Here is a 26,727-nt window from a genome sequence, read left to right as displayed (position 1 = left end):
TTATTATTTTCTGTTAGATGAGCCCGGATTACCTTTTTGAGCTTGTAGCCAACCCTTTTTATAAACTTAATTTCCATGGTTTATTCTAGTCTTGATTTCTTTCATGCTGGTACAAAGACTTGGACCCAACTAAAACTTGCTTGCGGACAGAGCATAATGGGAAATTTTAGGTAACAAATATTCTTTTTATTATCGATAGTTATGGTCAATATCGCAAAATATTTAGCCCATTCATCCCGATGCTCTGTTTTCCCGCAAGCTTCGTTAAGATTGGGTTACCCAAGCCGTTTGTAATGCATTTCAGAAACCAAGACTTTCAATCAGCGGTTAAAATGGGGTTTGGCCACAGACTCTTTTATGCTAAAATTTTATCATATTATTTCACAATTTTCCCACATTTGAGTGGTAGGTGCAGCTAGCGAATGCGCCCCTCTAATTACGTCATTCTGAGCGAAGCGAAGAATCTGGTTCGCAACGTTGGAGATTCTTCGGTCGTTTCGCTCCCTCAGAATGACGAGTAGTGAAAAATATTTTTGGATTGGAGTAGTTAGCAGAAAAAAATATCCCAAGTTTTCAATATTATCGATAATTATGGCAAATTTCGCAAGATATTTAATTGTCGCCCCGATGCTCTGCTTCGCCAGTTCAGCGGGTAGGCGTATTTACTCCGAAATTGTTTCGGCCCCGACCTCTATCCCTTTGCCGATAATATCGGCCCGAAGACCTTGAGACTTGTCTCTACGAATTCTTTATCAAACAGTTCTTCTTCCCGGAAAAAAAGCCGGTAGTACTCATCATTACTGAACTCCCCCGCATGGTATTTATTGCCCAGGGCCTTGCGTTTGGCAGAGGCCAAAGCTTCTTCTTCAGGTTTCTCTTTTATCAAAATCTCTTGAGCCAGTTGAAAAGATATTTCCGGGATAAATTTTAATGGTTGGCTTTGGCCGGTCTTATAAAAGTCAACAAGTCCTTTAAGTACATTTTCCGGCTCTTTCACCTGGCCGAAAGTCAGGCTCTTGTCCCTGCCCATAACCAGGCACTGCCCAGGGTAGTCTTCAAGAGACAGGCTCAGGAAGAGATGCTCTGTCCAGGCTGATAGCAAATCTCTGGCTTTGAGGGATGCATAGCGGTAAAAGACAAGCCCTTTGGAGTGCAAAGATGTAACTTTGCCGCTTAAAGAGACGTTGTCGAGAGTTAGGCTTAAGAATCGCGGGGCTAACCTGGGATTATCGGCTAAGATCCTTTTGAGCTGATAAAGAAAAAACTTCAGCTCTTGAAAAAAGTTATCCCGGACGAGTTTTCCTTGTTTTTTTTGAGGGAAAATTCCTCTGGCGGCCAACACCGGCCAGAGGTCCTGCACTGTTTTTTTCTCGTCTTCAAGAAGCCTGGCAATGACTTTCTGGGCCAGGTTGTACTTGTCCAGACCATTTAATTCAAAGATTGGTTCTGTATCCGTATTTAAGCCATCATCAATTTCCAGGTGCTGGCCGAGTCTTTGCCGGGCCAAAAATTTAACCGGATGTTTCCAGAACCGGATAAGCTCATGAAGGTCGATCCGGGTAGGGTTCTCCTCGTCCGGAACATATGATGTAAAAAATCGGTGTTTATTTTTGGGCTGAGTCAGGGCAGTGGCAGCGGCCAGATTTTCTTCGGAAAAGCTGAAATAATCGTTTTTAGCAGGATGAGATGAAAAGTAGCAAGGATGGAAAGGCTGAAGTCTGTCCTTGATCACCAGGTTTTTGCTTTCGTCTGTAGTACAATCCCGCGCGTCCTGCCTCTCAAACTTATAGTATTTCTGCACGTAGTCCAGGAGTTCACTGACCAGGACGGATGGTGGAATTTCAGAATTATCTTCCAGGCTCTGGCCAACAAAGGAGATAAAGAGATACTCGCGGGCAGAGAGTAGAGCTTCTAAAAATAAATAGCGGTCATCATTGCGGATAGACCGGTCTCCTTTTTGGGGTCTGGCAAAGATAAGATCAAAATTGGGCCGTTTGTCCTCACGGGGAAAGGCAGAGTCATTCAACCCCAGCATGCAGATAACCTTTTTGGGTATAGAACGCATAGCCAGCATGGAACAAAAAGTGATCGAGCCGTTGAAATAGCCGTATTCAATGTTTTTTGGGCTTAAATGTTGTTTTAAAATGTGGATGAGACCGGGTAGGCTGATTTCGCCCTTAAAGTCAGCTGTTTTTGCAGCCTTGGAAAATAAGGAAAGGACCTGTTCCCGCAAATTCAAGACCTGTATGGAAAAATCTTCGTTCTCCATGCTTTCGCTATCCTGGGCCAGAAAGTTATCCAGGATGTGTAGCAAAATTTTCTCCCACTGCTGAATGTTATGCGGTTTTTTTATTTCTGTATATAAATCGTGCAGAAGGGATATAAATTGTGCCAGGCTGCTTAAAGCATGGGCTGTTTCTCCTTCTACTTCCGGGTAGGGAAGGATTGGCGGACCGGCCTTATCCGGTCGGTAAAACAGGGTCCAATTGTCACCGGGCAGGACAAGACCCAGAAAAAGTCTGTGCAGGCCGAACTCCCAGGTGTTTTGATAGTGCGGGGGGAGGTCGAGGTCTTTTTTGTGTTCGCTATTCAGGCCCCAGAAGATGTGCACCTGCCTGATCCAGTGGGTAATCAATTCCAGGTCTGAAGCTGTGAGGCCGAATTTTTTGTGAACTATGGGCTTTTCCAGGACAGAGAGTACCTTTGAAGCTTCAAACCTGGATTGGAGCAGTTCCAGGATGGCTATAAGGGCCTGGCTTGCTTCGGTATGGGCGAGTTTTTTTTCAGCAATGGTATAGGGAAGTTTTTGATTTGGGTCTTCTGTTTTATCAAATACGGCCTGTATATAGGGTGCATAGAGCTCGAGGTCGGGGGTCATAACCAGAATGTCATCCGGTTGGATATCGGGATTGTTTTCCAAAATATAGTAAATATAGTCTTTCAATACTTCTACTTCGCGCATAGGACTGTGACAGGAGCGGATCGTAATGCTTTTGTCCGGAGGCAGAAGCTGGTTATCAGGGCCTGGATTTTCATTAATCAAGATGTCGTCCTGGATGCAGTGTAAAAGGGTGTCCCGGCCATGACTTATAAACTCTTCCCATTCATTGATCTGCAAATCAAAGGTGTAAAAACTATCCAGGAAATCACGCCCCAGTTTTCCCCAGGAAACTAGCAAGTCATTGACCTGATAATCTTCTTTGAGTGCTGTCCTGGCCTTTGGTCCGGGGTTGTCTCCCCAGTAAAACTGACACGGGTTATGGATATAGACATGCACCGGACAAAAATGGGCCAGGGTATAAAAAATATCCAGGTAATAGAGTGGTAAAGAAGATATGCCAAAGATGGAAATTCGCTCCGGCAATTTTTGCGGGTTTTCTATAAGGGCCTGTTTAAGGCGTTCTTTTAAAGCGGCCCTGTGTTCTTGTTCCCGGCCCTGGCTTATATTTTGCCATAACCTGGCCTGCCACTCTTCGTGTTCTTGCTGATTCTTGAAATAGTTGCTTTTTCCCTGGTCCCAGTGAAGTACCATGTCCGGCCTGAAGATGACATATTGGTCAAAGAGATAGGCCAGATTTTCTGCTAGCTGGATGTGTCCCAGTTCCAGGTTGGATGGGGCATAATCTTTTAAGATCCTGGCTTCCGGCTGTTCTTTAAAGGAGGGGAGGATGTCCAGTATTTTCCAGAACAGAATTTCCTGGGCAAAGGGATAGTCTTCAGGAAGAGAAGGGAAGTAGTCTCGAAAAAGTTTGTATGTGAAGAGGACCGGGAAGGGGAATGTCACATGGGCGCAGATGCCGATTTTGCGGGCCAGAAGCAAGGAGATATACTCCTGCATGGCCTTGCTCTGGACGATAATGGTTTCCTGCTGCAGCGGGGGCAAAGGCCTGCGCCCAAGATTTTCCACCAGCTTATCGGCCAGGATTTCGAGCTTGTTGCTATGGTAGAGATAGAATCGAGGCACGACCGTAGTTAATGTTTTTGTCATTTGGTAGTCAGGTAATTCGGATATCAAATTTATGAAGATTGTGTGACTTTAGTTAAGGTAATGCTTAACGTCAAATACTAACCAAAGGCAAGTAAGGTGAGTCAATTTTCGTTACACTTGGCCGGAAAGTTCTGCAAAAATTCAACTTAACCTTGCTATATACTATATAATACAATACCCAACAATTTGGGAGAATTTTTACTCAATTCTTAAAAACTCAACTTCTGAGTTAATTTGCGAGCGCAGTTTCTTCAATGCTAACAAAGACTTGGACACATCTAAGGCTTGCTTGCGGGCTGTGCATAATGGGGTTAGTCAATAGAATATTATTTAATGCCTTTTCTGTTATTTTGATGGGTTTCGAAAGTTCGATGGAATAACCTCCCTATGCACAGCACTTCCGCAATCTTCGCCAAGTTGTGTTACCCAACCCGTTTGTAATGCATTTCAGAAAATGCACTCTTCAATTGTGTAGTAATTTGAGGATGTTAATCATGTCAGAAAGTTGAGTTAAAAATCTGGTCATCAGTGTCCGGTCGTTATTAATCGATGTGAACAATCAATTTTGTTCCATGAAAAAAATCGGAGGAATATGATGTTTGGGAAACGAATCACTCTTTTTAAGCTTTTTGGGTTTTCGGTGAGGATAGATATTAGTTGGATAATCATCGCAATCCTCATTACCTGGTCGCTTGCCCTGGGACTGTTCCCCCAATATTACAAGGATCTCTCTAAGACGACTTATTGGTTAATGGGCGCAATTGGTGCTCTGGGGCTGTTTGCCTCGATAGTCTTTCATGAGCTTTGCCATTCTCTCGTGGCAAGAAGATACGGCTTGCCCATGAAAGGAATAACTTTGTTCATTTTCGGTGGCGTGGCCGAGATGGAGGAAGCACCTCCGAGTGCGAAGGTCGAGTTTCTGATGGCTGTTGCCGGTCCTATCTCGAGTATCTTGCTGGGCGGTTTTTTCTATGGAGTTCTGATAGTGGGCAGGGGAATCGGGTTCCCGGATCCGGTTAAAGGCGTAGTTGGTTATCTCGCGGTGATAAACTTGATTCTGGCTGCCTTCAATCTTCTGCCCGCCTTTCCTCTGGACGGAGGACGCATGCTCCGTTCGGCCCTGTGGGGCTGGAAAGGAAATCTCCGATGGGCAACCCGCATTGCGTCCCGGATCGGGATTGGATTCGGTATGGTGCTGGTCTTCTTTGGCGTCTTACAGGTATTGCTCGGAAATTTTATCGGCGGAATATGGTGGTTCATGATCGGCATGTTTTTGCAGAATGCAGCGCGTGGCTCATATCAGCAGGTTCTAACGCGGCAAGCCTTCAAAGGCGAGAAGGTTGGACGATTCATGGAACCCAACCCCATTACAGTACCGCCCTCGCTCTCCATAAAGGAGCTCGTAGAGGACTTCTTTTACAAGTATTATTTTAAAATGTTTCCCGTTGTTGAAAACGGAAGGCTACTAGGGTGTATCTCTAGCCGGCAGGTAAAGGACATTACACGCCAGGAATGGGACCAGCATACCGTAAGAGAGCTTGTGTGGAAATGTTCGCCGCAGAATACCATTAGTCCTGAAGACGATGTCCTGAAGGCTCTTTCAATTATGAGTACAACAGGGAACAGCCGGCTCATGGTAGTCGAAGGCGATAGGTTGGTTGGTATAGTGGCGTTAAAAGATATGTTGACATTGCTCTCGCTTAAAATGGATCTTGAAGGTTATGAGGAATAGCTAAGGAAAGAAATCAATCCTGTAAAAGCATCTAAAGCAATGAAGTGTACCAGCTTTTCAGTGGTTTTAAGAGCCTGTGGCCGAACCTCTTTATCAACTTAATTTCTATAGTTTATTCTAGTCTTGGTTTCTTTTATGCTGGTACAAAGACTTGGACCTGTTCTCAAAACTTGCTTGCGGGCAGAGCATAATGGGATATTTTAGGTAAACAAGTATTCTTTTTATTATCGATAGTTATGGTCAATATCCAAAATATTTAGCCTGTTCATCCCGATGCTCTGCTTATCCGCAAGCTTCGTCAAGTTGGCTTACCCAAGCCGTTTGTAATGCATTGAAACCAAGACTTTCAATCAGCGGTTAAAATGGGGTTTGGCCACAGGCTCTTAATAGAATTTTACGGGATTAATCTGGTCTGGTGATTCTTTAGGTCTGTGCTTGTGATATTATGAGAGATTTGAACCATAATGTTTCGAGAATGTGCTCTCTGGATTAGTTATTTATTGGCATTCATTTGACAGTGGCGTTAGCCATAAACTATTTACAACTTAGTTTCACGCAGGTTGACAACTAACTTACTAACTTATCAATTTTATTAACTAATCCATGAACATCATAGATCTTGGCCTGATTGAGTATGACAGGGCCTTGCAGGTACAGCTTGAAACCCTGGAGCGTGTTATAGCAAAGGAAGAAAACAATACCCTTTTTTTGCTTGAACACTATCCGGTGATTACCCTGGGCCGTAACGGTGGCCTGGAAAATCTTTTGGTTGACAGGGCCATGCTTGCCCAGAAAGGTGTCCGGGTTGTTAAGGCATCTCGTGGAGGAAATATTACCTGTCATTTTCCGGGACAGCTGGTTTTTTACCCCATTTTTAAACTGGAGCGCAAAAAAGGGGGAATCAAAAGGTTTTTTTACGAGTTGGAAGAAGTTGTTATTCAGGTATTAAAGAAGTATGAGATTTCAGCAGAGCGGATAGAGAACAAGGCCGGTGTTTTTGTCGCAGGGAAAAAAATTGCTTCCATGGGCATTGCAGTGCGTAAATGGGTCAGTTACCATGGAGTGGCCTTAAATCTCGTTAATGACTTGAGTTTATTTGAATTTATCAACCCCTGTGGGCTTAATGGCATCGAAATGACCTCCATACACAGGGAACGGGGGGATTTTTATCCTGATATGTCTAAACTAAAGGAAGATATTGTTCATGAGTTCAGAAAAACCATTGCGTCTGCCTGATTGGCTCAAGGTTCGTCTGCCCCAGGATGAACATTTTGTTCAGACCAGAAAACTGGTTCGTGATTTACACCTAAACACTGTGTGCCAGGAAGCACGGTGTCCAAATATCTTTGAATGCTTTTCCAAAAAAGTGGCTACTTTCCTGATTTTGGGGCCAAATTGCACGCGTAATTGTCGTTTTTGCAATATTTACAAAGGGAGCCCCTTGCCGGTGGATAAAGACGAGCCACAAAGAATTTCCCAGGCTGTTCGCAAACTCAAGTTGAAGCATGTGGTCATTACTTCAGTGACCAGGGATGACCTGGCTGATGGCGGAGCCTCACATTTTGCAGCGGTAATCAGAAGGCTTAAAGAAGATTTCTCGGCTGTAACTATCGAGGTCTTGATCCCTGATTTTCAGGGTCAAAAAAGGGCCCTGGAGGTTGTCCTGGAAGCTGGTCCGCATATTTTAAATCATAATGTAGAGACTGTTCCCCGTCTCTATGGTGAGATAAGGCCTGAGGCCAACTATAATCAGAGCCTGAACATACTTGCCTGCAGTAAGGAAATGGCCCCGGATATAATGACCAAAAGCGGCCTTATGGTTGGGCTTGGCGAGCAGGATGATGAGGTTTTGGACGTTATTACAGATCTTTCCCGCGTAAAATGTGATATTGTGACCATTGGTCAGTATATGCAGCCATCCCGCAACCATCCCCGGGTCAAGCGCTATGTCCATCCGGACAGGTTTGCCGCTTTTACCCGTTTTGGAGAAGAGATAGGAATTAAATATATGTATTGCAGCCCCCTGGTTCGCAGCAGCTACAATGCCAGGTTGTTTGTGGGGAAAGAAGTGGAAGTATGAGTCTTGGACCCGGTGAGATGTTAGTTTTCTATATCTCTAAGCTTCAGATTTTACTTGGATGATATAGTTAACGAAATTTAAAACAATCTCTTTTACCCTTTCTTTAGTTTCCTGGTGCGTGGGCAAGAGATGGCCGCTGGTAATTCTTTCTTCAATAGGCAATAGTTCAAGCCTGCGGATTGGCGAATTGACTTTTGTGATGATTTCCCAAGCATTATCGACTATGCATGTTTTATCCTGGGGCGAGTGCAAAACCAGAAGAGGGCATTTAATTTTGGGTAGTCCCTGGCGGACTTTTTTTATTCCTTTGACTAAGCTGGTCAAAGGATGGAGGGCCATAGCCCCTTCGTATCCTTGCCAGGGTGCGATTTGACGGGACTGCGGGCTGGCCGGGTCAATGGGCCAATATTTGCGAAAATAACGCAAGATAGGAACCAGTGGGAGTTTCCAGTCCGGAGCCTTAAAGGGGAAAATGCGATATAAAAATACTGGAGCTGCAATGCTGACCAGGCCTGGCAACTCATATTTTTGGGCCAGATAGAGCCCAAGACTTCCTCCCATGGAAAAGCCAATTACAAAGACCTGGGAGAACTCCTTTTTTAATCTTAAATATTCCTGTTCTACGAAAATAACCCAGTCATTAAAGCCCGTTTGATGAAAAGCATTCAAGTCTTGGCCATGCCCGGGAAGGAGGGGAAGCCTGGTAAAATAGCCGGCTTGAGACAAGGTGCTGGCTAAGTCTTGTAGCTCAAAAGGTGAACCTCCAAACCCGTGAATCAACAGACAAGCAATGTTTTTCTTAGTCATAATTTGTAAAAAATATTAGAAATCCTTGAGTCTGTCCAGAAAGGTAAACGTAACTAGTCATGGGGTTTGGGACTTTGGTTATGATGGGTTACGATACCATGTGTTTGGATACGGGTAAACTGGCTAGGTAGGTTTACTACATTACCTGGAATGACCTTACCCGTCGGTCAGAATTCAGGGAAGAAGGAGAAGAGCGTGCCTTGTATAACCTTTAATGCTTTTGGTTTTTTGCAAAAGAAATTAAGGGAAAGAAACCTGGACTGCTGCAATGTGAGCCTAGAGATAAAGGAGCAGGAAACAGCAGGTGATTTAATGACCAGGCTAGGTCTGAGTGATAATGATGTGGAGGCGGTGTTTATCAACGGAGGGGTAAGTTCTTTTCAGACTACGCTGAAAGATGGTGACAGGGTTGCCTTTGTTCCTCCGGGAACACCGGGTCCGTATAGGGTGTTGCTGGGTATAAGGGATTCTAAAAAAAGGAGGAATTAGACTTGCCATACATTAAAAAAGAACGGCGAAAGGTTTTTGATGATTTATTAGAAAAATTGGCTTTAGAGGTGCAAAATGAAGGAGAGTTAAACTATTGTATCTACAAATTGGCCAGTTTGGTCATTGACCGTATAGGACAAAGCTACAGCAATCTAAGCATGTGTTCCTCTGCCATGGAACACGCCAAGCTGGAATGGTATAGGCGAAAACTTGCTCCCTATGAGGATAAAAAAATAGAGGAAAATGGGGATATTTAACTCAACTTCTGAGTTAATTTGCGAGCGCATTTTCTTCAATGCTAACAAAGACTTGGACACATCTAAGGCTTGCTTGCGGGCTGTGCATAATGGGGTTAGTCAATAGAATATTATTTAATGCCTTTTCTGTTATTTTGATGGGTGTCGAAAGTTCGATGGAATAACCTCCCTATGCACAGCACTTCCGCAATCTTCGCCAAGATGTGTTACCCAACCCGTTTGTAATGCATTTCAGAAAATGCACTCTTCAATTGTGTAGTAATTTGAGGATGTTAATCGTGTCAGAAAGTTGAGATATTTAATTTGAAGCCCTCGCAGGGCTTTAAAAAGTTCGAAACAAATCCAAATTGTCTAATTACCGAATGACAAAGACATTAACTCTGGTTGACCTTCAGCCACTTAATCATACGTCATTCTGAGGGCGACGCCCGAAGAATCTCATTGGGTTGAGATGCATCGCTGCGCTCAACATGACAGGAGGTCAGATTGTATCCTGGCCATAGGTAGAGATTCAACTGTTGTGGTTTCTTTTCAGGTTTTTAGGCTTGATTTCTTCAATGCTAACAAAGAGTTGAATACATCTAGTGTATTTCAGAAAACAATCCTGAAAACCACATGTTAGCTGGCCCCAAAAGTTGAGTTTGTAAGTTATTGGATAAAGTTCGAATGGGATAGGATTAACTTCGTGATACCTGGAAAAATTCACTTAACACGGCAATAAATTGTTCTTCCGGTCTATCAAAAAACACCCCGTATCCGGGAGAATTTTCATTCGCTTCCGCTATTCCGCGTAAGAATACATAAAATATTCCGCCAAATTGGTCATAAGTAAAGCCTGGCATGCGGAATTTAAGATGTTTAATTAGGGCTACAGTGTACAGATGATACTGGAGAAAATAATAGTGCTTTTTTATCACTCGGGCCAGGTTTTTTGGGGCATAGTCTTCTAATTCAGCGCCCAGGAAATTTGATTTCCAGTCTAAAAGATAAAACTTATTCTCATGGGTAAAGACCAGGTCGATATAACCTTTTAGAAATCCATGCGTGGCCTGAAAATCAAGGTCTTTAACAGACTGAAAAAAGTCATGGGGAAAACTGAATGCCCATTGCTTATAGAGCTGCTGCAAGGTTTCGGCCTCAAGTCCCTTTAATGGGAGATAAAATTCCATCTCCGTTATCCGTTCATTTAAGCCAACATCTTTTAAATTCAGGTCAGGCTTTAGCTGCAGTGTGGCCACCCGCTGCATTAAATCCAGTATGACCTTTTCCCATTCTCTGGCAAAACCAAATTTATCAAGTTGCCCAGGGATTACATCTTTGATGTCTTTCGGGTGTTTAAAATCCAGTTGCTCAAGGAGTTCATGAAGCAGGTTGCCTGTTTTTGGGCCGGGTTCCAGGGTAAAGATATTTTTTTCGTCTGGTGTGACTACTTGGGGCAAAAAGCCAGGGGAAAAGGGTTCATCAAACTCTGTTTTTTGGACATAAATGGATTTGGTCAGAGAGGTAAAGCTGGTGATGGACCAGGTTTTATCCAGGTGGCGGGTGAAATCAAGGGCGGACAATTCTTCAGCTTCATCCTCAAATCCGGAATAGCGGCAGCGGGGGGCAAGTTCATGCTCGCCCAGGGATGCAATCTCTATACAGCCCTGGCTTGCATGGGCTAATTCTTCCAAGTCTTTTTTTATGTCCTCGAAATTTAATTTTTTAAAACGCTCTTCTGCCTGGCTCAGGACAGAATGGCTGTCGTCAGCTTGAGGTAGATGGAAAATATAGGCCGGGGCAGAGGTGTCTGCACCCTTAACTTTACCCCAGGCAAGATAACATCTGTGCCTGGCCCGGGTCAGGGCAACATACATGAGGCGCAAATTTTCTCCTAAAATTTCTTTTTCCGCTACAGGCTTTTTGGTTTTTAATTCTTTTGAGCCCAGGTCCAGGACGAGGTGAGCATCATCACCATGATAAAATATCTGTTCGTCTTTTATTCTGGAACCGGCATGTAAAAAGGGGCAGAAAACAATGGGAAATTCCAGCCCCTTGCTTTTGTGAATAGTAATAATTTTAATGGCCTGCCTGTCGCTTTCCAGTCTTAAAGGGTGCTCCTCCCTGTCGCTACCGCTATTATTCTGCATCATATTCCTAAGCCACATCAGAAGGCCAGCCATTCTGACAGAATTCTCGCGCTCGTACTGGTGCAAAAGTTCTATAAGCTGCATATAGTTGGTCAGCTTCCTTTCCCCCAGTGACAGGCTCAGAACTCTCTGCCTGGTGTTTTCGCTCAACATAAGGTGATTCAAGGCGGCAATTATTCCTTTGTTTTGCCATTTTTGATGCAGTGTATAAAATTTTTGCACCCATGCTTCCCACTGTTCGCTATCTTGTTCGAGTTTTTTTAGGTCCGCACTTGTCAGGCCCAAAAAAGGCGTGGCCAAAGCAGTGAGGATATAGTTGTCATTGGTCCAATTGGAGATGGCTCTTAGCAGGAGATAGATTTCTCTGGCCTCATCTGTGGTAAAGATATTGCCAGTATTGTAGATAACACAGGGGATGTGCAGTCTTTTAAGTTCTTCTAAAACAGTCTGGGCCTGGTGGTGGGTACGAACAAGAATCGCAATATCTTCGGGCTGGATCGGTTTTTGCCCGATAAGGGCTTTATTTTTTTGGCCGGCCAAAAGAAGCCGCAGTATTTCACAAGCTGTGTGCCGGGCCAGAACCGGCTCAAGGTTGCTCGCTGCCAACTCTTCTTTTGTCTGGTCCAGGTCTTTGGGGGAGGCGAGATAAACAACTAGATTGGCGTTGTATTTTTCTTCGGTGAATTTTTCATGTTTTTTGGGAGCAGGTTTTACTTCCGTGTATTTGATTCGCGCATCAGCAAAAGGGTTTTTGTGTCTTTTAAAAACAGTGTTTATGGCCTGAACAAGGCCGGGCTCTGAGCGCCAGTTGGTATCCAAGGTGTAGGTATGCGTACACTTCTCTCGTGCCTTGAGATAGGCAAAGACATCGGCTCCGCGAAAACTGTAAATGGCCTGTTTAGGGTCGCCAATGAGAAACAGGATATGTCCCGGGCAGTTAAAAAGCGTGGAAAAGATAGCGTATTGCAGGGGGTCAGTATCCTGGAATTCATCAATAAGCACGGCCCGGTATTTTTGGCGCAGACAGGAAGTTAGCCTGAGGCCTGCCGGTCCGCTCAAAGCCGCGTGCACATGTGTTAGAAGATCTCCAAAACCCAGGACATTTTTTTTGGCTTTTCTGCTTTCAAGTTCTTGAAAGACAAAGCGCAGAAATTTTTGTTTCAGGCTGCGCCTGGCCAGGGTATAATTTTTTATAAGCTTTTCATTTATATCTTTTAGGCGGTCACAAGAATCAAAAAAAATGTCTTGTGGAGGCTCATGTTTTTTTTTGGTCTTGGCAGTGATATGCGAGGTGGTAAAGAGGTGAAATTTATCCGGGAGCTGAGCGTCCGGCCACTTTTTGTGCAGGAAAGCACTCAATTTGTCCAGGTAATCTGTCAATTTGTCAGGGCGATAGATATTTTTGGGCAGGGCTTTGGTGTTTAGAAAAAGGTCTCTGATGTTCTCTTCTCTTTCATCCCAGAGCCTCTTTAGTTCACTGAAGACCTGCACATATTCCTGTTCAATGGACTCAAGATCAGGAGCAGGTTCATCAGGAACAATTTTCAGGTTTGGGTGATTTAGGGACTGCTTTGCCAGGGCACATAAACTGTGCGGGGTAATGGGTTTTAATCCCTTGCCCGGATTTTGTAAAAAATGAAGATAGACGGGGGAAAGCCCCAGAATATTTTGCCGCCAGAAATCATAGACTATTTCCTGGATTAAGGGATCTTCATCAGTAATGATTTTGGCCTGGAACAAGGCATTACTTACAAAGGAAAAGTCTGTTAGCACCCGCTGACAAAAGCCGTGGATAGTATAAATAGCAGCCAGGTCAAAATCATGCACGGCACTGGTGAGTTTTTGAATGGTCTTTTCTCTGTTTCCCTGGTGTTCCGCGAATAGTTTTTTGAGGAGAGTGTCTTCCGGGGGGCTGTTTTGGATGAACATGTGCAAGGCCTGGCTTAAGCGGGAGCGCACTCGGTCTCTTAGCTCTTCGGTAGCAGCTACTGTATAGGTGATGACCAGAATCTGATCTACACGCAGGTCCTTTTCCAGGATGAGGCGCAAAAAAAGACTTTCAATGGTGTAGGTTTTGCCTGTGCCGGCAGCAGCTTCAATGAGATTTATGCCTGAAAGTTCAGGCCAGAGGATAGGTTCTGACATGGTTCGTTAAAACCTGCGTAGATATTCACCTAATTTGTCCATGGCTTTGGCTATGTTTTCCATGGAATTGGCATAGGAAAAGCGCAAGTAGCCTTCAGCTCCGGGGCCAAAATCAATGCCGGGGGTGACTCCCACTCCGGCTTTATACAGGATATCCAGGGCCAGTTTTAATGAACTTCCGCCGAATTTTTGGGCTAGGTGCCGGGCATTAACCAGGATATAAAAAGCACCAGACGGTTCGCAAATTATTTTAAAGCCTAAGCTTCGCAAGGCACCGAGCATAAACTTTCTCCGTTTATCAAATGTCTGGCGCATCTTTTCCACATCTTCACCTGCCTTGTTCAAGGCCGCAATCCCTGCCCATTGGGCCATGGAATTGGCGGAAATAAAGAAGTTCTGACACAGCTTGCGCAGCGGCACAATGTATTCATGTGGGGCAATTATATAACCCAGCCTCCAACCGGTCATGGCGTATAGTTTTGAAAAGCCATTGAGCACGAAACACTGGTCTGTATATTCCAGGGCAGAGTGCTCCTGGCCGGCATAGACCAGGCCGTGGTAGATTTCATCAGAGATAATCCAGAGCCCCTTTTCCCGGCAAAAGGCTGCTATGTCCTGCAAATTTTGCGCGGAAAGCAGAGTGCCCGTAGGGTTAGATGGGGAATTAATAACTATGGCTTTGACCTGGCTGTCCACATAATCTGCCAGGATTTCGGCTTTTAATTGAAAACCATCTTCTTCTCTGATGGGCACGCGCACTGTGCTTGCGCCTGAAAAATGAATAAAGTTGGGATAGCAGGCATAAGCAGGATCAGAAATGATTACCTTATCGCCTTCATTTAGGAGCAGAGAAAAGACCAGCAGCATGCCTGGCGAGGTCCCCTGGGTAACAAAAATCTGCTCCGGGTCTAAAGAAACCTGATATTTTTCCTGGTAGGACCTGCATATGGCCTCGCGCAGCTCAATGATCCCCTGGCTGTGCGTGTAATGAGTCTGGTCGTTTTTTAAGGCCAGGTTGGCTGCCTCTTTTATGCACGCAGGAGTGGCAAAATCAGGCTCGCCCACCTCCAGATGGATAATTTCTTTACCTTCCTTTTCCAGAGCATGAGCCTTTTCCAGAATGTCCATAACCAGGAAAGAGGTGATTTTGTTTAAATTCGTCGGGTTCATAATAATGTTGAATTTTTAATGTTAAATGTTTAATTATTTTAGATGGTTATGTTGTATAATTTTGTTCAGATCAATGACTATGTCCAGTACGCCTGGTCATTGAATCTTGAAGAATATATCTTGCCTGAGTTGTTTGAAGTTTTTGTTATTGCTGAATACATATTATTTATTTAAATTACCGTAGAAAAACAATGAACGCAATGGGTGGAGATACAGGATGAAAGCTTTGGTTTATTTGCTGCTTATTATTTACGGCTCACTTTATTTGTCTTACGCTCATGCCTTAGAGGTTAAGGTCCCGGGTGTAGTGGATCAGGGCAGCCCTTTTTGGGCCGAGATCAGAGTCAATAAAGACGTTCAGAGTATAAAAATAACCTGGCTTAAAAAGAGCTTTTTTTTGCCTACGAGATATAAAAAACAGCAGGTTCTTTTGGGAGCTGGCTTAAAGTGTAGCGGCAAAAATTTACTTTTGGTGGATACTGGCAATGGCGGTAAACTGGAAAAGTGGATTTTTGTGCGTAGAAAGGATTTCCCCGTCCAGCATCTACGTCTGCCCAAAAAGATGGTTACTCCTGATAAAAAGGCCTTGAGCCGCATATTTGCCGAAAAGGAATTAATAAACGGTACGTTACAAAAAATTACGCCAACCAAGTATTTAAAACTTCCTTTTGTTTGGCCTGTCAGGAGCCGCATTTTATCAACATTTGGTTTGCGCAGATTCCTGAACAATCAACCTCGTTCCTCCCATCGGGGCATAGATCTACGTGCCGGACTAAATTCTCCTGTCAGGGCATTTAATTCCGGGCATGTGGCCCTGACCGGTGATTTTTACTTTGGCGGTAAGACTGTAATTATTGATCATGGCCTGGGAGTCTATTCCATTTATATGCATCTAAATAAAATCAAGGTAAAAAAAGGTCAGGTGGTGGCCAGGGCACAGGTAATTGGTTTGGCCGGGAAAACCGGCCGGGCAACTGGACCTCACCTCCATTTTGGTTTATCCGTTCTGGGCGAGTTGGTTGATCCTAAACCTCTTTTAAGTTTCAAAAAATCATAATTAAAAAATAGAGGAGAAAATATGCCAGTTATCATGGGCACTGCTGGCCATATTGATCATGGCAAAACAACCTTGATCAAGGCCTTGACTGGTATTGATTGTGACCGGTTATCTGAAGAGAAAAAGCGAGGGATTACCATTGAGCTTGGTTTTGCCTTTATGGATCTGGATAAAGACCTGCGTTTAGGGATTATTGATGTGCCCGGTCATGAGCGCTTTGTGAAGAATATGGTTTCTGGTGCGGCTGGTATTGATTTTGTTCTTCTGGTTATCGCTGCTGATGAAGGGATGATGCCCCAGACAAGAGAGCATTTAGAGATATGTACATTACTCGGCATTGAAACAGGAATAGTGGCTTTGACCAAAGTGGACATGGTCGATGAAGAGTGGCTGGAGCTGGTCAAAGAAGATGTTTCCGAGTTTTTAAAGAATACTTTTTTAAAGGACGCAAAGGTGATTCCTGTCTCTGCCCATACAGGCGCAGGGCTTGAACAACTTACCGCAGCTATAAAAGACCTGGCCAATTCCTTTAAGCCAAAGAGGAGATCAGATCTTTTTCGCCTGCCCATTGACCGGGTATTTACCATGCGCGGCCATGGTACGGTTATTACCGGGACTACTATTTCGGGCAAGCTCAAAGTGGGCGATGAGATCATGGTCTATCCTGAAATGTTGCAGTCCCGTGTAAAATCCATCCAGGTGCATGGAGAGCAGAGGCAGGAGAGTCTGGCCGGGATGCGAACGGCAGTCAACTTGCACAGCCTGGAAGTTGATGAGTTGGAGAGGGGTTTTGTTCTGGCCCATGCTCATACCTTATTTCCAAGCAAAGTTTGGGACCTGGAGTTAATTTATCTCCCTTCCGCAACCAGACCTTTGAAGCACAGGACAGAAGTACATTTTCATCATGGGGCCAAGGAAGTCATGGCCAGGATCTATCTGTTGGATAGGGATAAGGTGGAGCCGGGGGAAAAGTGTATTTGCCAGGTGCGCTTTGAGCGCCCCATGTGCGGAGTTTACGGGGATAGGTGTGTGCTGCGCTCGTTTTCTCCCCTAAGGACAATTGCAGGGGCCAGGATTATCAATCCTTTGGCTGGGAAGGTTAAGCGCCGTTCAGAAGAAATAAGGGTCCTGGAAAAATTGGCTGCAAGTGAGGGGCAGGAGCTTTTGGCTGTTCAACTTGATCGGGCTGGAATAGAGGGCTTGAGTTTTGCCTGTTTGCGCATTCTGACTGATATGGAAAGCAAGGATTTGGAAAAGGCCCTGCAAGTCATGGGCGGGCGCCAGGAAGTGTTTTTAGTGGATAAAGAAAAGCGCATTTATGTGGGGGGAAGAATAGTCAAGGGCCTGGAGGAGGATTTATTAAATTTTGTACAGGAGTTTCATCGTGCAAATCCTCTGCGTCAGGGTATATCCCGGGGCGAACTGGCCTCCCAGTGGGGAAAAAATTTATCCGACAGGCTGTTCCATTTCCTCGTGGAGCGCTTGATCAGACAGAAAAAAATTGTCAGTGAACAGGAGACTCTAAGACTGCCAGGGCACAAGGTTTCTCTGGCCAAGGATCAGGAAAAACTAAAACAAAAGATTGTAGATATTTATAAAAAGGCAGGTCTCAAGCCTCCAACAGTAAAAAAACTCCTGGAAGAGCTCAAGCTTACTTTTAAAGAGGCCGGGTCTGTTCTTAACCTTCTGCAAAAAGAGAATATTCTGGTCAAAGTCAACGAAGACTTTTATTTTGCCAAGTCTGCTGTTGACGATTTGAAGAGTAAAATCATTGCTTATTTTGAGAAAAATGAAGAGATGGGGCCGGTGGACTTTAAAAATTTAACCGGATTGTCCAGAAAATTCGCCATTCCGCTTCTTGAATTTATGGACAAAGAAAAGCTGACCATTCGCGTTGGGGACAAGAGAAGGCTCAGAAAGGCAGGAAAATAAGAAGTTGAGAAGATAAGAAGATGGGAAGTTAGGAGATTGGGGGGGGTGGTAGGGGCAGGCCTCCCACCTGCCTCTACTACTCACCACTCACTAAACAATATCCCAAACCGGCCCGGCAGGGGTGTCTTTAACCTCTATGCCCATGTTAGTAAGTTCTTCTCTGACCTTATCCGCCAGGGCGAAATCTTTGGCTTTTCTGGCTTCTTGTCTTTTCTGAACCAGTTCGTTGACCTGGTCCGGATCAATGTTTTTGCGTCTTAACTTGATGTCCCTTAAATCCTTTAGGAACGTTGCGCTCTCCTGAGTGAACAGGCCTAGGATATTGCCCCATTTGTCCAGGATATTTAAAATTTGCTGGCAAAGTTCTTTGGTTTGCTCGCTTTTGCGCCAGGATTTGTTTTCCAAAACTCTGCCTGCCAGGCGGATGGTATTAAAGATATATCCCAAAGCCTTGGCCGTGTTTAAATCATCATCCATGGCCTCTTGCCATTTTTGTTCCAGACTTTTTAGCTCGGCAAAGATTTCTTCCGGAAGTTTGGTTTTACTCCACTTGGAACTTTCGAGCTTGTTTTCTAGCAATTCTTTGGCAACATAAATCCTCTTCAACGCCTTTTCTGCTTCATCCAGGGCGTCTGCAGAGTAGTCCAGTGGACTGCGATAGTGTTTGGTTAAAAGAAAGAATCTGAGCACTTCAGGCAGGTAATTGTTCAGTATATCGCGGATTGTCACAAAATTGCCCAGGGATTTAGACATCTTCTGAGCGCTTATTTGAACGAAGCCGTTGTGTACCCAATAGCGAACAAATTCTTGTTCATAGGCAGCTTCACTCTGGGCCCGTTCATTTTCGTGATGCGGAAAGGCGAGATCCTGACCGCCGCCATGGATATCAAAGGGTTGGCTTAGATATTTTGCGCTCATGGCAGAACATTCCAGGTGCCAGCCTGGACGTCCTTCTCCCCAAGGACTATTCCATTTAGGCTCGCCTGGTTTGGCTGCTTTCCACAGGGCGAAGTCCAGAGGATCTTCCTTTTCTTCGCCGGGATTTATGCGTGCTCCAGCCTGTAGCTCTTCTATGTTGCGACCGGATAGGCGACCATAGTCTTTAAACTTGCGCACTCGAAAATAGACATCTCCGGATTTTGTTCTATAGGCGTAACCTTTTTCCTCCAGCACCTGAATCAAGTCTATCATTTCCTGAATATGCTCTGTGGCCCTGGGTTCAATATCCGGTCTCAAGATATTTAATTTATCCATGTCCTCATAAAAGGCCTGGATATATTTCTCGGCAACTTGCTCCGTTGTCAGTCCTTCTTTTTGGGCCCTTTTAATTATTTTATCGTCTATGTCTGTAAAGTTGCGTACAAATTTAACTTTATATCCTAGAGATCTTAAATAGCGAACCAGAACATCGAAGACTACTGCGGAGCGAGCATGGCCAATATGACAATAATCATAGGCTGTAATCCCGCAGACATACATGTGCACGGTGTTGTTGTTCAGAGGCACAAACTCTTGTTTTTTTCTAGCGATTGTATTGTATAGATACATTTTTAAGTGTTGGTGTTAGTGTTGGTGATGGTTATAAGGATCTTTTCCTATGGTTTCCTAACTTTCTGTCTCTCCAACTTCCTCTTTAATTGCTGTAACCACAGCAATGGCTTTTATGCCTTTTTTAGAGCCGGTAAAACCAAGTCCTTCTTCGGTAGTGGCTTTGACATTGATTTGATCAGACCTAAGCCCTGTTAGACCGGCAATATTTTTTTTAATCTGTTTTTTGTAAGGAGCAAGTTTGGGTACCTGAGCAACTATGGTCAAGTCAATATGCATAAGCCTAAGATTTTGTTTCTGGGCCATGTGCAGGGCTTCAGTCAGGAAAACAGAACTGCTTTGCCCTTCATGCTGTGGATCAGAGTCAGGAAAATGTTCGCCAATATCGCCTGCACCTAAACAGCCCAGGATGGCGTCTGTTAAGGCATGGTAGAGGACATCACCGTCAGAGTGGGCAAAAACAGTTGGTCCGCCAGGGATGGGAACTCCGGCCAGAATCATTGGCCTGGGGCCGCCATAGCGATGCACATCATAACCAAATCCAACACAAGGAACAGGAGTAGGGGTGTTTTCCGTGAGCATATTCAGATCTTCTTTGGTAGTAATTTTTATATTTTTTTCTTCCCCCGGGATGACCCGTATGGATAATCCCAGGTTTTCGACCATGCTTGCATCATCAGTAGCAGTAAAATTTTCTTCCTGGGCCTTTTCATGAGCTTTGATTAGAGTATCTTTAGGGAAGAATTGGGGGGTCTGCACTGCCATCAACTGTTTTCGAGCCAAAGTTTTCAGGACCAGGTTTTGCGAAACTTTTTTTATAGTATCTTTGCAGGCAAGTCCCGGGATTACTCCGCCTAAGTCCTGAGTAAAGGCCTCGATCAAATTGACTACAAGTTTTGCTGAAAAAAAGGGGCGGGCAGCATCATGAACCAGTACATAGTCACATTCTTGGGGTAGATTTTTCAGACCATTATAAACAGAATCTTGTCTGAGTTCCCCACCTGGTACTGGATAAAAGGGAATGCCCAGAGGTTTTTTCTTCTTTAATTCTTTAGTGAGATTTTGGGCATAACTGACGTCTTCAGGGGGAAAAGTGCATATTATCCCTTTAATTTCCGGGATCTTAGCAAATTTTAACGCACTATGCCAGAAAAGGGGATACCCTTTCCAGGAGAGAAATTGTTTTTTTTGTGCAATTCCTTGTTTTTGCAGGCGGGAACTTTGACCAGCAGCAAGGAGGATAACCCAGATCGAGTTCATTTAGAGTTTAGTGTTTTTTTGCTGTATTGCTATATTTTTTTGTGTAACCAAGACAGAAATGACGCAACAGCAAAAAGTTCTACTTTTTGCTGTTGCGTCAGAAATAACTTTACACTTTGTATTTTTTATAATGGAGTCGGACGATAAGCCGGGTTCTGTCTCTGGCTTACCTGAAAACTCAGGTTAACCAGATGGCTATCATTCCTCTAGGGCAGAGATTGCTCTCTGCCTCAAGCGACCTACCCGAAGGCATCGACCGGGCCAGTCTCAAGCGCCTTCCTATTTGGTCTTGCTCCGGACGGGGTTTGCCTAGCTTACTGCGTCACCGCAGTAACTGGTGGGCTCTTACCCCACCTTTTCACCCTTACCCTGCACCCACTTTGTACGCGGTAAATTGGATTGCTCTAAAAAACTTTTAGTTCTTCGTTACTGTTCTTACTTCAATTTACCGTTCACAAAGTGGGTGCAGGGCGGTCTGTTTCTGTGGCACTTTCCTGGGGTCACCCCCACTGGGCGTTACCCAGCGTCCTGCCCTGTGGAGCCCGGACTTTCCTCCCCGCACCCACTTTGTACGCGGTAAATTGAGTTGCTTTAAGGAATCCCAATCAACTTTTTTTCATATCATAAAGTTACCGTGTACAAAGTGGGTGCGGGGCGATAGCCTGTCCAACTCCTGAAATTATATAATAATCATTTTTTTACTTATGGCAAGATATTAAGGGCAACTAGATGATAGGCGAGATAACCTTTTTAGCCAGTAGGCACTAATCTTCATTTTTTTTAGGGGAAAAGTGCTCTTCCCAATATATAAGGCGCTGGCAGTTTGGGCAGCTTAGGATCTGTTCGCCTTTTTGTAATTCAATAAAAGTTTGAGGAGGTATACTGATAAAACAACCGTTGCACACTCCGTTGGTTACAGAGACTATTACCGGATTGCTCAGGCGTTCGCGAATGAAATTGTATCTGGACAGGATAGGAGCTGGCACTTTGGTGCAGGCCTTTTTTCTGCTTTCTTCCAATTCCTGGATGCGAGCATTAATTTTTTTCAGTTCACTATCCAAAGATGATTGTTGTTCAACGATTTCTTCATCCAAAGAGGTCATTTCTTCTGTAAGATGGTCGTACACAGATTGTTGGGCCTGGAGATCTTCCAAAAGATTGCTTAATTCTTCTTCCCTGAGGCGATTTAATTTTTCCAGGTTGTCCAATTCGCGCATCATGGCATGATATTCTCTAGCGTTTTCGACCATCATTAATTTATTTTTGCTTTTTCGAATCCTATTTGCATCTTCTTCAATATCGTGCTCCAGCTTGCCTTTTTGTTCTTTTAAAATGCTCAGCTTTTCTTTAATCTGGCTCTTTTGTTCTTTGAGTGTGTTGAATTTATCTCTTAACTCTTCAAGATGTTTTGGTGCCTCAACTAGTTGCTCTTTGAGTACAAGGAGCTCGGAGTCTAGTCCCTGTAACTCAACCAATTTTTTAATTTGTTCAATGTACATGCGTATATGCCTCCTCACTAATTTTGTAGTTTGCTTTAGCTATAAAAAGGATCTTTACCTGGAATAAAGAAGATTTCCAGGTCAAGTTTATTTTTTAGTTCTTTGTACCAGTAGTACATCATTTTTTCTTCCAAAATAAAGTGTCCTACATCAATGGCGAAACCTTGTTCGGTAATTTCCAGGGCTTGATGATATTTAATATCCCCGGTTATAAAAATGTCAGCCCCCAGAGAGAACGCTCTGCTAGCCAATTCAGCTCCTGAACCAGGACAATAAGCTATTTTTTCAACTTGTTGTGGTTTGTTTCCGATTAAACGCCACTTTTGTTCAGGGAGTATCGTTTGTAAGCCGATCAGGAAAGTTTGGGTTGATACAGCCTCTGGGAGGGAACCAATACAGCCAAAACCAACGGGTTTTTGCGTTGTATCCACTGACATTGGGGCGAGCACTGTCATTTCTTTGAGCGCCAATTTCGCGCCTAGCCAGTTGACTGGACCATCCGGGTTGGCATCCAGAGAGGTATGCGCAGAATAAAGCCAGCTTTCTGCCTTTAAAAGCTTACTTAAAATGGAGTGAAAGGAGTCTAAGCGATTGGGAAGCCGCGGTTTTAATGTCAGAGGATGATGACAGAGAATAAAATCAGCATCCTGTTCCAGAGCTGTGTTTATAATCTCCAAGTTTGGCTCAAGGGCAAGGACAAGTTTTTTTATATTCTTTTTTTTCCCTGCTATTTGCACACCGCTATTATCCCAATCCGCGGCCAGGGAAAGAGGAGCTGTTTGTTCAATCAGATTAATAAGATGTTGGTAATGCATTGTTCAGAATAAAAAAAGGTGCTCCCATTGGTTTTAAGGAAGCACCTTTCAGTATAACTCGCCTCAAAATAGGCTGTGCTGATTGCTGGAATGATTTGAACAGCAAATTATCTCCTTTAGTGGTGGGCCTACCAGGATTCGAACCTGGGACCATCCGGTTATGAGCCGGGGGCTCTGCCAACTGAGCTATAGGCCCAAGATAAGCAAAAGAAGGCTGTTAGTTTTTTTAGTGCTTGTTGTCAATATTTTTTTTATAAGTCGAATTTTTTAATTCGTGTTTGGGCAAAAAGTTAGTGGCGGATTACACCATCTTTTTTTCATAGCCTATAACAAACTAGGAATTACGATCTAATCCCTTGACATAATTAATGGCTGAACGGGCGGCTATAGCTCCTTCCCCGACAGCTACACTAATCTGTAAAAAGCGGCCCACACAGTCTCCAGCAGCAAATACACCAGGCACATTTGTTTTTTGTTCGGCATCAGCTTCAATAAATACTCCCCTGCGGGTGATACCCAGGGTGTAAGCGAAATCCAGAGAGGAAGCTTCTCCCATAGCAACAAACAAACCATCTACTTCTTCTTTTTCTCCATCGCTATAAACTACGCGTTCTAAAAAATCCTTTCCTTCGAGATAGTCAATTTTTTTCTCAATGACGGGAATATCTAATTTTTTTAACCTCTCCTTAAATTCTTCAGTCATGGTTATTTTTTTATTTTGGGTACAAATTTTTACATGTGGTGTGTATTCTTTGAGTTCAATGGCTTGGTTGGCCGCAAAAATACCTTCGCCCAGGACCATGACCTTTTTGTTCCGGTAAAAGAAGCCATCGCAGCTGACACAATAAGATACCCCTTTGCCTTCATAGTCAGAAAGGTTTTTGATTCCTGGTTTGATTCTGGATACGCCTGTTGCCAGGATTATTGCTTTGGCCAGAATTTCTCCTTTTTCAGTCTTGACTTTAAATAGCCCATCCTCTTGCTGATAAATGCTAAGAACCTTTTCACAGCGGATTTTGGCTCCAAATTTTTGGGCCTGCTTCTGGCCTAATTCGATTAATTCCTTGCCTGAAATCGTTTCCGGAAAACCAAAATAATTGTCTATATCATAATCGCCCGCTACTTTCGGGGCGCACCCCAGGATCAAGGTATTCAATCCTGCCCTGGAAGTGTAAATGGCCGCAGAAAGGCCAGCCGGACCTTTACCAACGATGAGTACGTCAACTATTTCCATACCAGACTCCTTTGTTCCGTCAGAAGTCTTGAGTCACGCTTGACTTCTGAATGTTTGATCATTGAAACTAGGTAAGACACAATATTTGAGAGAACAACAATAATGTTTCTTGAACAATAGTCAATGCCTGCTTAAACTCTTACTGTGGTGTGATGCTGAGCGGGTGTTTTTTTAAAAAAGAGTTGATTATGCTCACTATTAGATGTTCAGCTTGTAAACAAAAACTTTGGAAGTATAAAAAAGTAGGGCCTGGAGAAGTTTTGCGTTGCCATAAGACCAGGATAACCAGGATTTATGCTTATAAATTAGATGGGGAGAAAGTTAAGTGTCCCTGCGGACAGGTCATTGGCATTGATAAAGGCAGATACTTTAAAATGATCAGAAAAGCCTTTACTTATACCGGGACCAAAGACCACAAATTGTAAGGCAGGTTACGAGCTACTTGGTTGAAAACATACGGCCAATGAACATCTCCCAAAATCCGGGTTCATAGAAGCTGGCCTCATCCACAACAGGGACATGAGGAAAGCGCTGCATGAACATCCTGGCCCAGAGACCTGCGCCCAGGCCAATAGGCTGACTGTGGTCACCATAGATTTTAATTCTGGTTAGTCCACAACTCGGTGATTTGCTTTTAAAGATATAAGCACAAACATTTTGTTTTGCCAACACCTTTAGTTTTTTCCTGGCCCAGTCGTTCATTTTTTGGGTATGATCGGTTCTGGTTGTAATAGTCATTAGCCGTGGATTGTTGGGCTTACCCATTAGTCGCATAGGTTCTCTAGGTATTGGCAAACCGCATTCCACTTCCGGACAAATAGGAATAAAATCTACAAATGGACCAAGTTTTTCGCGGATGATGGGTTCCAGCTTATGCCCGCCGTCGTAGCGCACATTTTCCCCCAGTAGGCAAGCACTCACTGCTAATTTAATCTTACTTGACATAGTTGTTTTTGTCCCCGGCTTTTGTTATTTAATAAGCTAGAGAGTTTCAAGATTTAAGAACGAACGGAAGTCTGAATCCTTTCTGAGCAGATAATCATCTAACAATCAAGTAGCAATCAAACACTAAATGATTTTACGAAAAAAAACAAAGGAAGTAAAAATCGGCTCTGTAGGTGTTGGCGGTGATAACCCTGTTCGGGTTCAAAGCATGACCAACACGGATACGAGAGATGTAGCTGCCACCCTGAGTCAAATTAATGCCCTGGCAGGTGCCGGATGTGAAATAGTCCGTCTGGCAGTACTAAATGAACAGGCAGCAAATGTTTTGCCTGAAATTAGAGCCAAATCCCCTGTCCCTTTGATAGCGGACATCCATTTTGATCATCGCCTGGCCATTAGGGCAATTGAGGCTGGGATGGATGGGTTGCGTATTAATCCTGGTAATATCGGGGGAGAGGACAAGGTTGACCTGGTGGTTAGTGCAGCGAAAATGCATAATGTTCCTATTCGTATTGGTGTGAATAGCGGGTCTATTGAAAAGGATCTTCTAAAGAAATGGAGCGGCCCAACCCCAGAGGCTATGGTTGAAAGTGCTCTTAGGCATGTTGGGATGCTGGAAAAAAGGCATTTTGAGTTAATAAAAATTTCTTTAAAGTCTTCCTCTGTTTTAAATACAATCAGGGCATATGAGCTTTTAGCACAAAAAGTCGATTACCCTTTACATATTGGCGTGACCGAAGCCGGGACATTGATGCGTGGAACTGTAAAATCTGCAGTAGGTCTTGGTATTTTGCTCTTTAAAGGTATTGGAGATACCTTAAGGGTATCTTTAACTGCTGATCCGGTTCAGGAAGTTGGGGTAGCTTGGGAGATCTTGCGTTCCTTAGGTCTTAGGGCCAGGGGGCCGGAAATAATCTCGTGCCCCACTTGCGGACGAACAGAGATAAATCTCATTGATCTTGCCCAGGCAGTGGAAGATAAGTTAAAAAATATAGACCAGGTTTTTACCGTTGCGGTTATGGGGTGTGTAGTCAATGGACCCGGAGAGGCCAAAGAGGCCGATATTGGTATAGCTGGGGGTCGCGACTGTGGAATTATTTTTGCGAAAGGCAAAGTAGTCAAAAAAGTACGTGGCCAGGAGAACCTTATCCCCGCCTTTATGCAGGAACTGGATAATTTTTTATATAGAAGGTGAATGGTTAAGATGTCAAAAGTAACCTAGAGTCTGGGAGTCGTGACTCCAGGAGTTGTGAGCCAGGACTCTCAGAACAGAAGGGTAAACTCAACTTTCTGACACGATTAACATCCTCAAATTACTACACAAATGAAGAGTGCATTTTCTGAAACGCATTACAAACGGGTTGGGTAACACATCTTGGCGAAGATTGCGGAGGTGCTGTGCATAGGGAGGTTGTTCCATCGAACTTTCGAAACCCATCATAACAACAGAAAAGGCATAAAGTAACATTCTATTGACTAACCCCATTATGCACAGCCCGCAAGCAAGCCTTAGATGTGTCCAAGTTTTTGTTAGCATTGAAGAAAATGCGCACGCAAATTAACTCAGCAACTGTGTTTTTTGTCAATAGTTAATGGTTAAAATTTATTGGTTAGTTTATTTTGTTTTCAAGAACAATTTT

Annotated in this window: 20 protein-coding genes, 1 tRNA gene and 1 other RNA gene; 10 read left to right on the top strand and 12 right to left on the bottom strand. The window is 43.9% G+C overall.

The genetic code is table 11. The features are described 5' to 3' along the window. Positions 1-691 precede the first annotated feature (691 nt). Positions 692-3,988: an exodeoxyribonuclease V subunit gamma gene (gene recC, locus KFV02_RS07255; RefSeq protein ID WP_252380878.1), complete on the bottom strand. Its 3,297-nt coding sequence runs from the start codon at positions 3,986-3,988 to the stop codon at positions 692-694. A 592-nt stretch (positions 3,989-4,580) separates the two neighbouring features. Between recC and KFV02_RS07250 the strand changes: the two genes are divergently transcribed. From KFV02_RS07250 to lipA, 3 genes are all read left to right on the top strand, one after another. Then, entirely contained in the window at positions 4,581-5,720 is a 1,140-nt protein-coding gene (locus KFV02_RS07250) for a site-2 protease family protein (protein WP_252380877.1), read from the top strand. Positions 5,721-6,323: 603 nt separating this feature from the next. Continuing rightward, a complete protein-coding gene (gene lipB, locus KFV02_RS07245) occupies positions 6,324-6,956 on the top strand; it encodes a lipoyl(octanoyl) transferase LipB (RefSeq protein WP_252380876.1) in 633 nt (210 codons plus the stop codon). Next, positions 6,925-7,800: a lipoyl synthase gene (gene lipA / locus KFV02_RS07240; protein ID WP_252380875.1), complete on the top strand. Its 876-nt coding sequence runs from the start codon at positions 6,925-6,927 to the stop codon at positions 7,798-7,800. Before lipB ends, lipA begins: the two co-directional genes overlap by 32 nt. A gap of 36 nt (positions 7,801-7,836) precedes the next feature. Here the strand turns inward: lipA and KFV02_RS07235 are convergent, their stop codons facing one another. Beyond that, on the bottom strand, positions 7,837-8,607 hold the full coding sequence (locus tag KFV02_RS07235) for an alpha/beta hydrolase (protein WP_252380874.1): 771 nt from the start codon (positions 8,605-8,607) through the stop codon (positions 7,837-7,839). A gap of 195 nt (positions 8,608-8,802) precedes the next feature. On the opposite strand from KFV02_RS07235, the gene KFV02_RS07230 reads away from it, so the two are divergent. Together KFV02_RS07230 and KFV02_RS07225 are read left to right on the top strand one after the other, a co-directional pair. Further along, positions 8,803-9,096, top strand: a complete 294-nt coding sequence (locus tag KFV02_RS07230) for a MoaD/ThiS family protein (RefSeq protein ID WP_252380873.1) — start codon at positions 8,803-8,805, stop codon at positions 9,094-9,096. A gap of 2 nt (positions 9,097-9,098) precedes the next feature. Next, positions 9,099-9,353 (top strand): DUF6899 family protein, encoded by a 255-nt coding sequence (locus KFV02_RS07225; RefSeq protein WP_252380872.1) that lies wholly within the window; start codon positions 9,099-9,101, stop codon positions 9,351-9,353. Positions 9,354-10,030: 677 nt separating this feature from the next. Here the strand turns inward: KFV02_RS07225 and recB are convergent. Beyond that, positions 10,031-13,627, bottom strand: a complete 3,597-nt coding sequence (gene recB, locus KFV02_RS07220) for an exodeoxyribonuclease V subunit beta (protein WP_252380871.1) — start codon at positions 13,625-13,627, stop codon at positions 10,031-10,033. A gap of 6 nt (positions 13,628-13,633) precedes the next feature. Next, entirely contained in the window at positions 13,634-14,797 is a 1,164-nt protein-coding gene (locus tag KFV02_RS07215) for a pyridoxal phosphate-dependent aminotransferase (protein ID WP_252380870.1), read from the bottom strand. A gap of 48 nt (positions 14,798-14,845) precedes the next feature. Between KFV02_RS07215 and KFV02_RS11450 the strand changes: the two genes are divergently transcribed. Genes KFV02_RS11450 through selB form a run of 3 tightly spaced genes read left to right on the top strand, consistent with a single transcriptional unit; the run spans position 14,846 to position 17,786 of the window. Next, complete coding sequence (locus KFV02_RS11450) at positions 14,846-14,971, top strand: hypothetical protein (protein ID WP_289510112.1); 126 nt, start codon at positions 14,846-14,848, stop codon at positions 14,969-14,971. Positions 14,972-15,014: 43 nt separating this feature from the next. After that, the gene (locus tag KFV02_RS07210) at positions 15,015-15,854 is read left to right on the top strand and encodes a M23 family metallopeptidase (RefSeq protein WP_252380869.1); all 840 of its coding nucleotides are present in this window, start codon (positions 15,015-15,017) and stop codon (positions 15,852-15,854) included. 21 nt (positions 15,855-15,875) lie between these two features. Continuing rightward, positions 15,876-17,786, top strand: coding sequence for a selenocysteine-specific translation elongation factor (gene selB, locus KFV02_RS07205; RefSeq protein ID WP_252380868.1), 1,911 nt, complete (start codon positions 15,876-15,878; stop codon positions 17,784-17,786). A 90-nt stretch (positions 17,787-17,876) separates the two neighbouring features. Here selB and cysS read toward each other — a convergent pair whose 3' ends face one another. The 7 genes from cysS to KFV02_RS07170 form a co-directional block, all read right to left on the bottom strand. Next, positions 17,877-19,334: a cysteine--tRNA ligase gene (gene cysS / locus KFV02_RS07200; protein WP_252380867.1), complete on the bottom strand. Its 1,458-nt coding sequence runs from the start codon at positions 19,332-19,334 to the stop codon at positions 17,877-17,879. Positions 19,335-19,391: 57 nt separating this feature from the next. Then, positions 19,392-20,594: a 2-C-methyl-D-erythritol 4-phosphate cytidylyltransferase gene (gene ispD, locus KFV02_RS07195; protein WP_252380866.1), complete on the bottom strand. Its 1,203-nt coding sequence runs from the start codon at positions 20,592-20,594 to the stop codon at positions 19,392-19,394. Positions 20,595-20,722: 128 nt separating this feature from the next. Then, positions 20,723-21,268, bottom strand: an RNA gene (gene rnpB / locus KFV02_RS07190) — RNase P RNA component class A. Between the two features lie 90 nt (positions 21,269-21,358). Continuing rightward, a complete protein-coding gene (locus tag KFV02_RS07185; RefSeq protein WP_289510111.1) occupies positions 21,359-22,093 on the bottom strand; it encodes a zinc ribbon domain-containing protein in 735 nt (244 codons plus the stop codon). Between the two features lie 35 nt (positions 22,094-22,128). Next, on the bottom strand, positions 22,129-22,908 hold the full coding sequence (locus tag KFV02_RS07180) for a Nif3-like dinuclear metal center hexameric protein (RefSeq protein ID WP_252380865.1): 780 nt from the start codon (positions 22,906-22,908) through the stop codon (positions 22,129-22,131). 120 nt (positions 22,909-23,028) lie between these two features. Next, positions 23,029-23,104: transfer RNA gene (locus tag KFV02_RS07175), tRNA-Ile, on the bottom strand. 138 nt (positions 23,105-23,242) lie between these two features. Next, a complete protein-coding gene (locus KFV02_RS07170; protein WP_252380864.1) occupies positions 23,243-24,142 on the bottom strand; it encodes an NAD(P)/FAD-dependent oxidoreductase in 900 nt (299 codons plus the stop codon). A 188-nt stretch (positions 24,143-24,330) separates the two neighbouring features. Between KFV02_RS07170 and KFV02_RS07165 the strand changes: the two genes are divergently transcribed. Beyond that, positions 24,331-24,567, top strand: coding sequence for a hypothetical protein (locus KFV02_RS07165; protein WP_252380863.1), 237 nt, complete (start codon positions 24,331-24,333; stop codon positions 24,565-24,567). Positions 24,568-24,580: 13 nt separating this feature from the next. Here the strand turns inward: KFV02_RS07165 and KFV02_RS07160 are convergent, their stop codons facing one another. Next, complete coding sequence (locus tag KFV02_RS07160) at positions 24,581-25,087, bottom strand: 2-thiouracil desulfurase family protein (RefSeq protein WP_252380862.1); 507 nt, start codon at positions 25,085-25,087, stop codon at positions 24,581-24,583. A 127-nt stretch (positions 25,088-25,214) separates the two neighbouring features. Between KFV02_RS07160 and ispG the strand changes: the two genes are divergently transcribed. Beyond that, complete coding sequence (ispG, locus tag KFV02_RS07155; protein ID WP_252380861.1) at positions 25,215-26,282, top strand: flavodoxin-dependent (E)-4-hydroxy-3-methylbut-2-enyl-diphosphate synthase; 1,068 nt, start codon at positions 25,215-25,217, stop codon at positions 26,280-26,282. Positions 26,283-26,727 lie beyond the last annotated feature (445 nt).

This window comes from Desulfovulcanus ferrireducens (assembly GCF_018704065.1).
Classification (GTDB): domain Bacteria; phylum Desulfobacterota; class Desulfovibrionia; order Desulfovibrionales; family Desulfonatronovibrionaceae; genus Desulfovulcanus; species Desulfovulcanus ferrireducens.
This window is presented reverse-complemented; position numbering and strand designations above follow the sequence as displayed.

Bases quoted from the DNA above. Each gene is read 5' to 3' on its own strand.
- lipA (WP_252380875.1), top strand. From the start codon at position 6,925: ATGAGTTCAGAAAAACCATTGCGTCTGCCTGATTGGCTCAAGGTTCGT.
- KFV02_RS11450 (WP_289510112.1), top strand. From the start codon at position 14,846: ATGTTGTATAATTTTGTTCAGATCAATGACTATGTCCAGTACGCCTGG.
- KFV02_RS07250 (WP_252380877.1), top strand. From the start codon at position 4,581: ATGATGTTTGGGAAACGAATCACTCTTTTTAAGCTTTTTGGGTTTTCG.
- ispG (WP_252380861.1), top strand. From the start codon at position 25,215: ATGATTTTACGAAAAAAAACAAAGGAAGTAAAAATCGGCTCTGTAGGT.
- ispD (WP_252380866.1), bottom strand. From the start codon at position 20,594: ATGAACTCGATCTGGGTTATCCTCCTTGCTGCTGGTCAAAGTTCCCGC.
- KFV02_RS07160 (WP_252380862.1), bottom strand. From the start codon at position 25,087: ATGTCAAGTAAGATTAAATTAGCAGTGAGTGCTTGCCTACTGGGGGAA.
- KFV02_RS07235 (WP_252380874.1), bottom strand. From the start codon at position 8,607: ATGACTAAGAAAAACATTGCTTGTCTGTTGATTCACGGGTTTGGAGGT.
- cysS (WP_252380867.1), bottom strand. From the start codon at position 19,334: ATGTATCTATACAATACAATCGCTAGAAAAAAACAAGAGTTTGTGCCT.
- KFV02_RS07170 (WP_252380864.1), bottom strand. From the start codon at position 24,142: ATGGAAATAGTTGACGTACTCATCGTTGGTAAAGGTCCGGCTGGCCTT.
- recB (WP_252380871.1), bottom strand. From the start codon at position 13,627: ATGTCAGAACCTATCCTCTGGCCTGAACTTTCAGGCATAAATCTCATT.
- KFV02_RS07165 (WP_252380863.1), top strand. From the start codon at position 24,331: ATGCTCACTATTAGATGTTCAGCTTGTAAACAAAAACTTTGGAAGTAT.
- KFV02_RS07180 (WP_252380865.1), bottom strand. From the start codon at position 22,908: ATGCATTACCAACATCTTATTAATCTGATTGAACAAACAGCTCCTCTT.
- lipB (WP_252380876.1), top strand. From the start codon at position 6,324: ATGAACATCATAGATCTTGGCCTGATTGAGTATGACAGGGCCTTGCAG.
- KFV02_RS07215 (WP_252380870.1), bottom strand. From the start codon at position 14,797: ATGAACCCGACGAATTTAAACAAAATCACCTCTTTCCTGGTTATGGAC.
- selB (WP_252380868.1), top strand. From the start codon at position 15,876: ATGCCAGTTATCATGGGCACTGCTGGCCATATTGATCATGGCAAAACA.
- KFV02_RS07185 (WP_289510111.1), bottom strand. From the start codon at position 22,093: ATGTACATTGAACAAATTAAAAAATTGGTTGAGTTACAGGGACTAGAC.
- recC (WP_252380878.1), bottom strand. From the start codon at position 3,988: ATGACAAAAACATTAACTACGGTCGTGCCTCGATTCTATCTCTACCAT.
- KFV02_RS07210 (WP_252380869.1), top strand. From the start codon at position 15,015: ATGAAAGCTTTGGTTTATTTGCTGCTTATTATTTACGGCTCACTTTAT.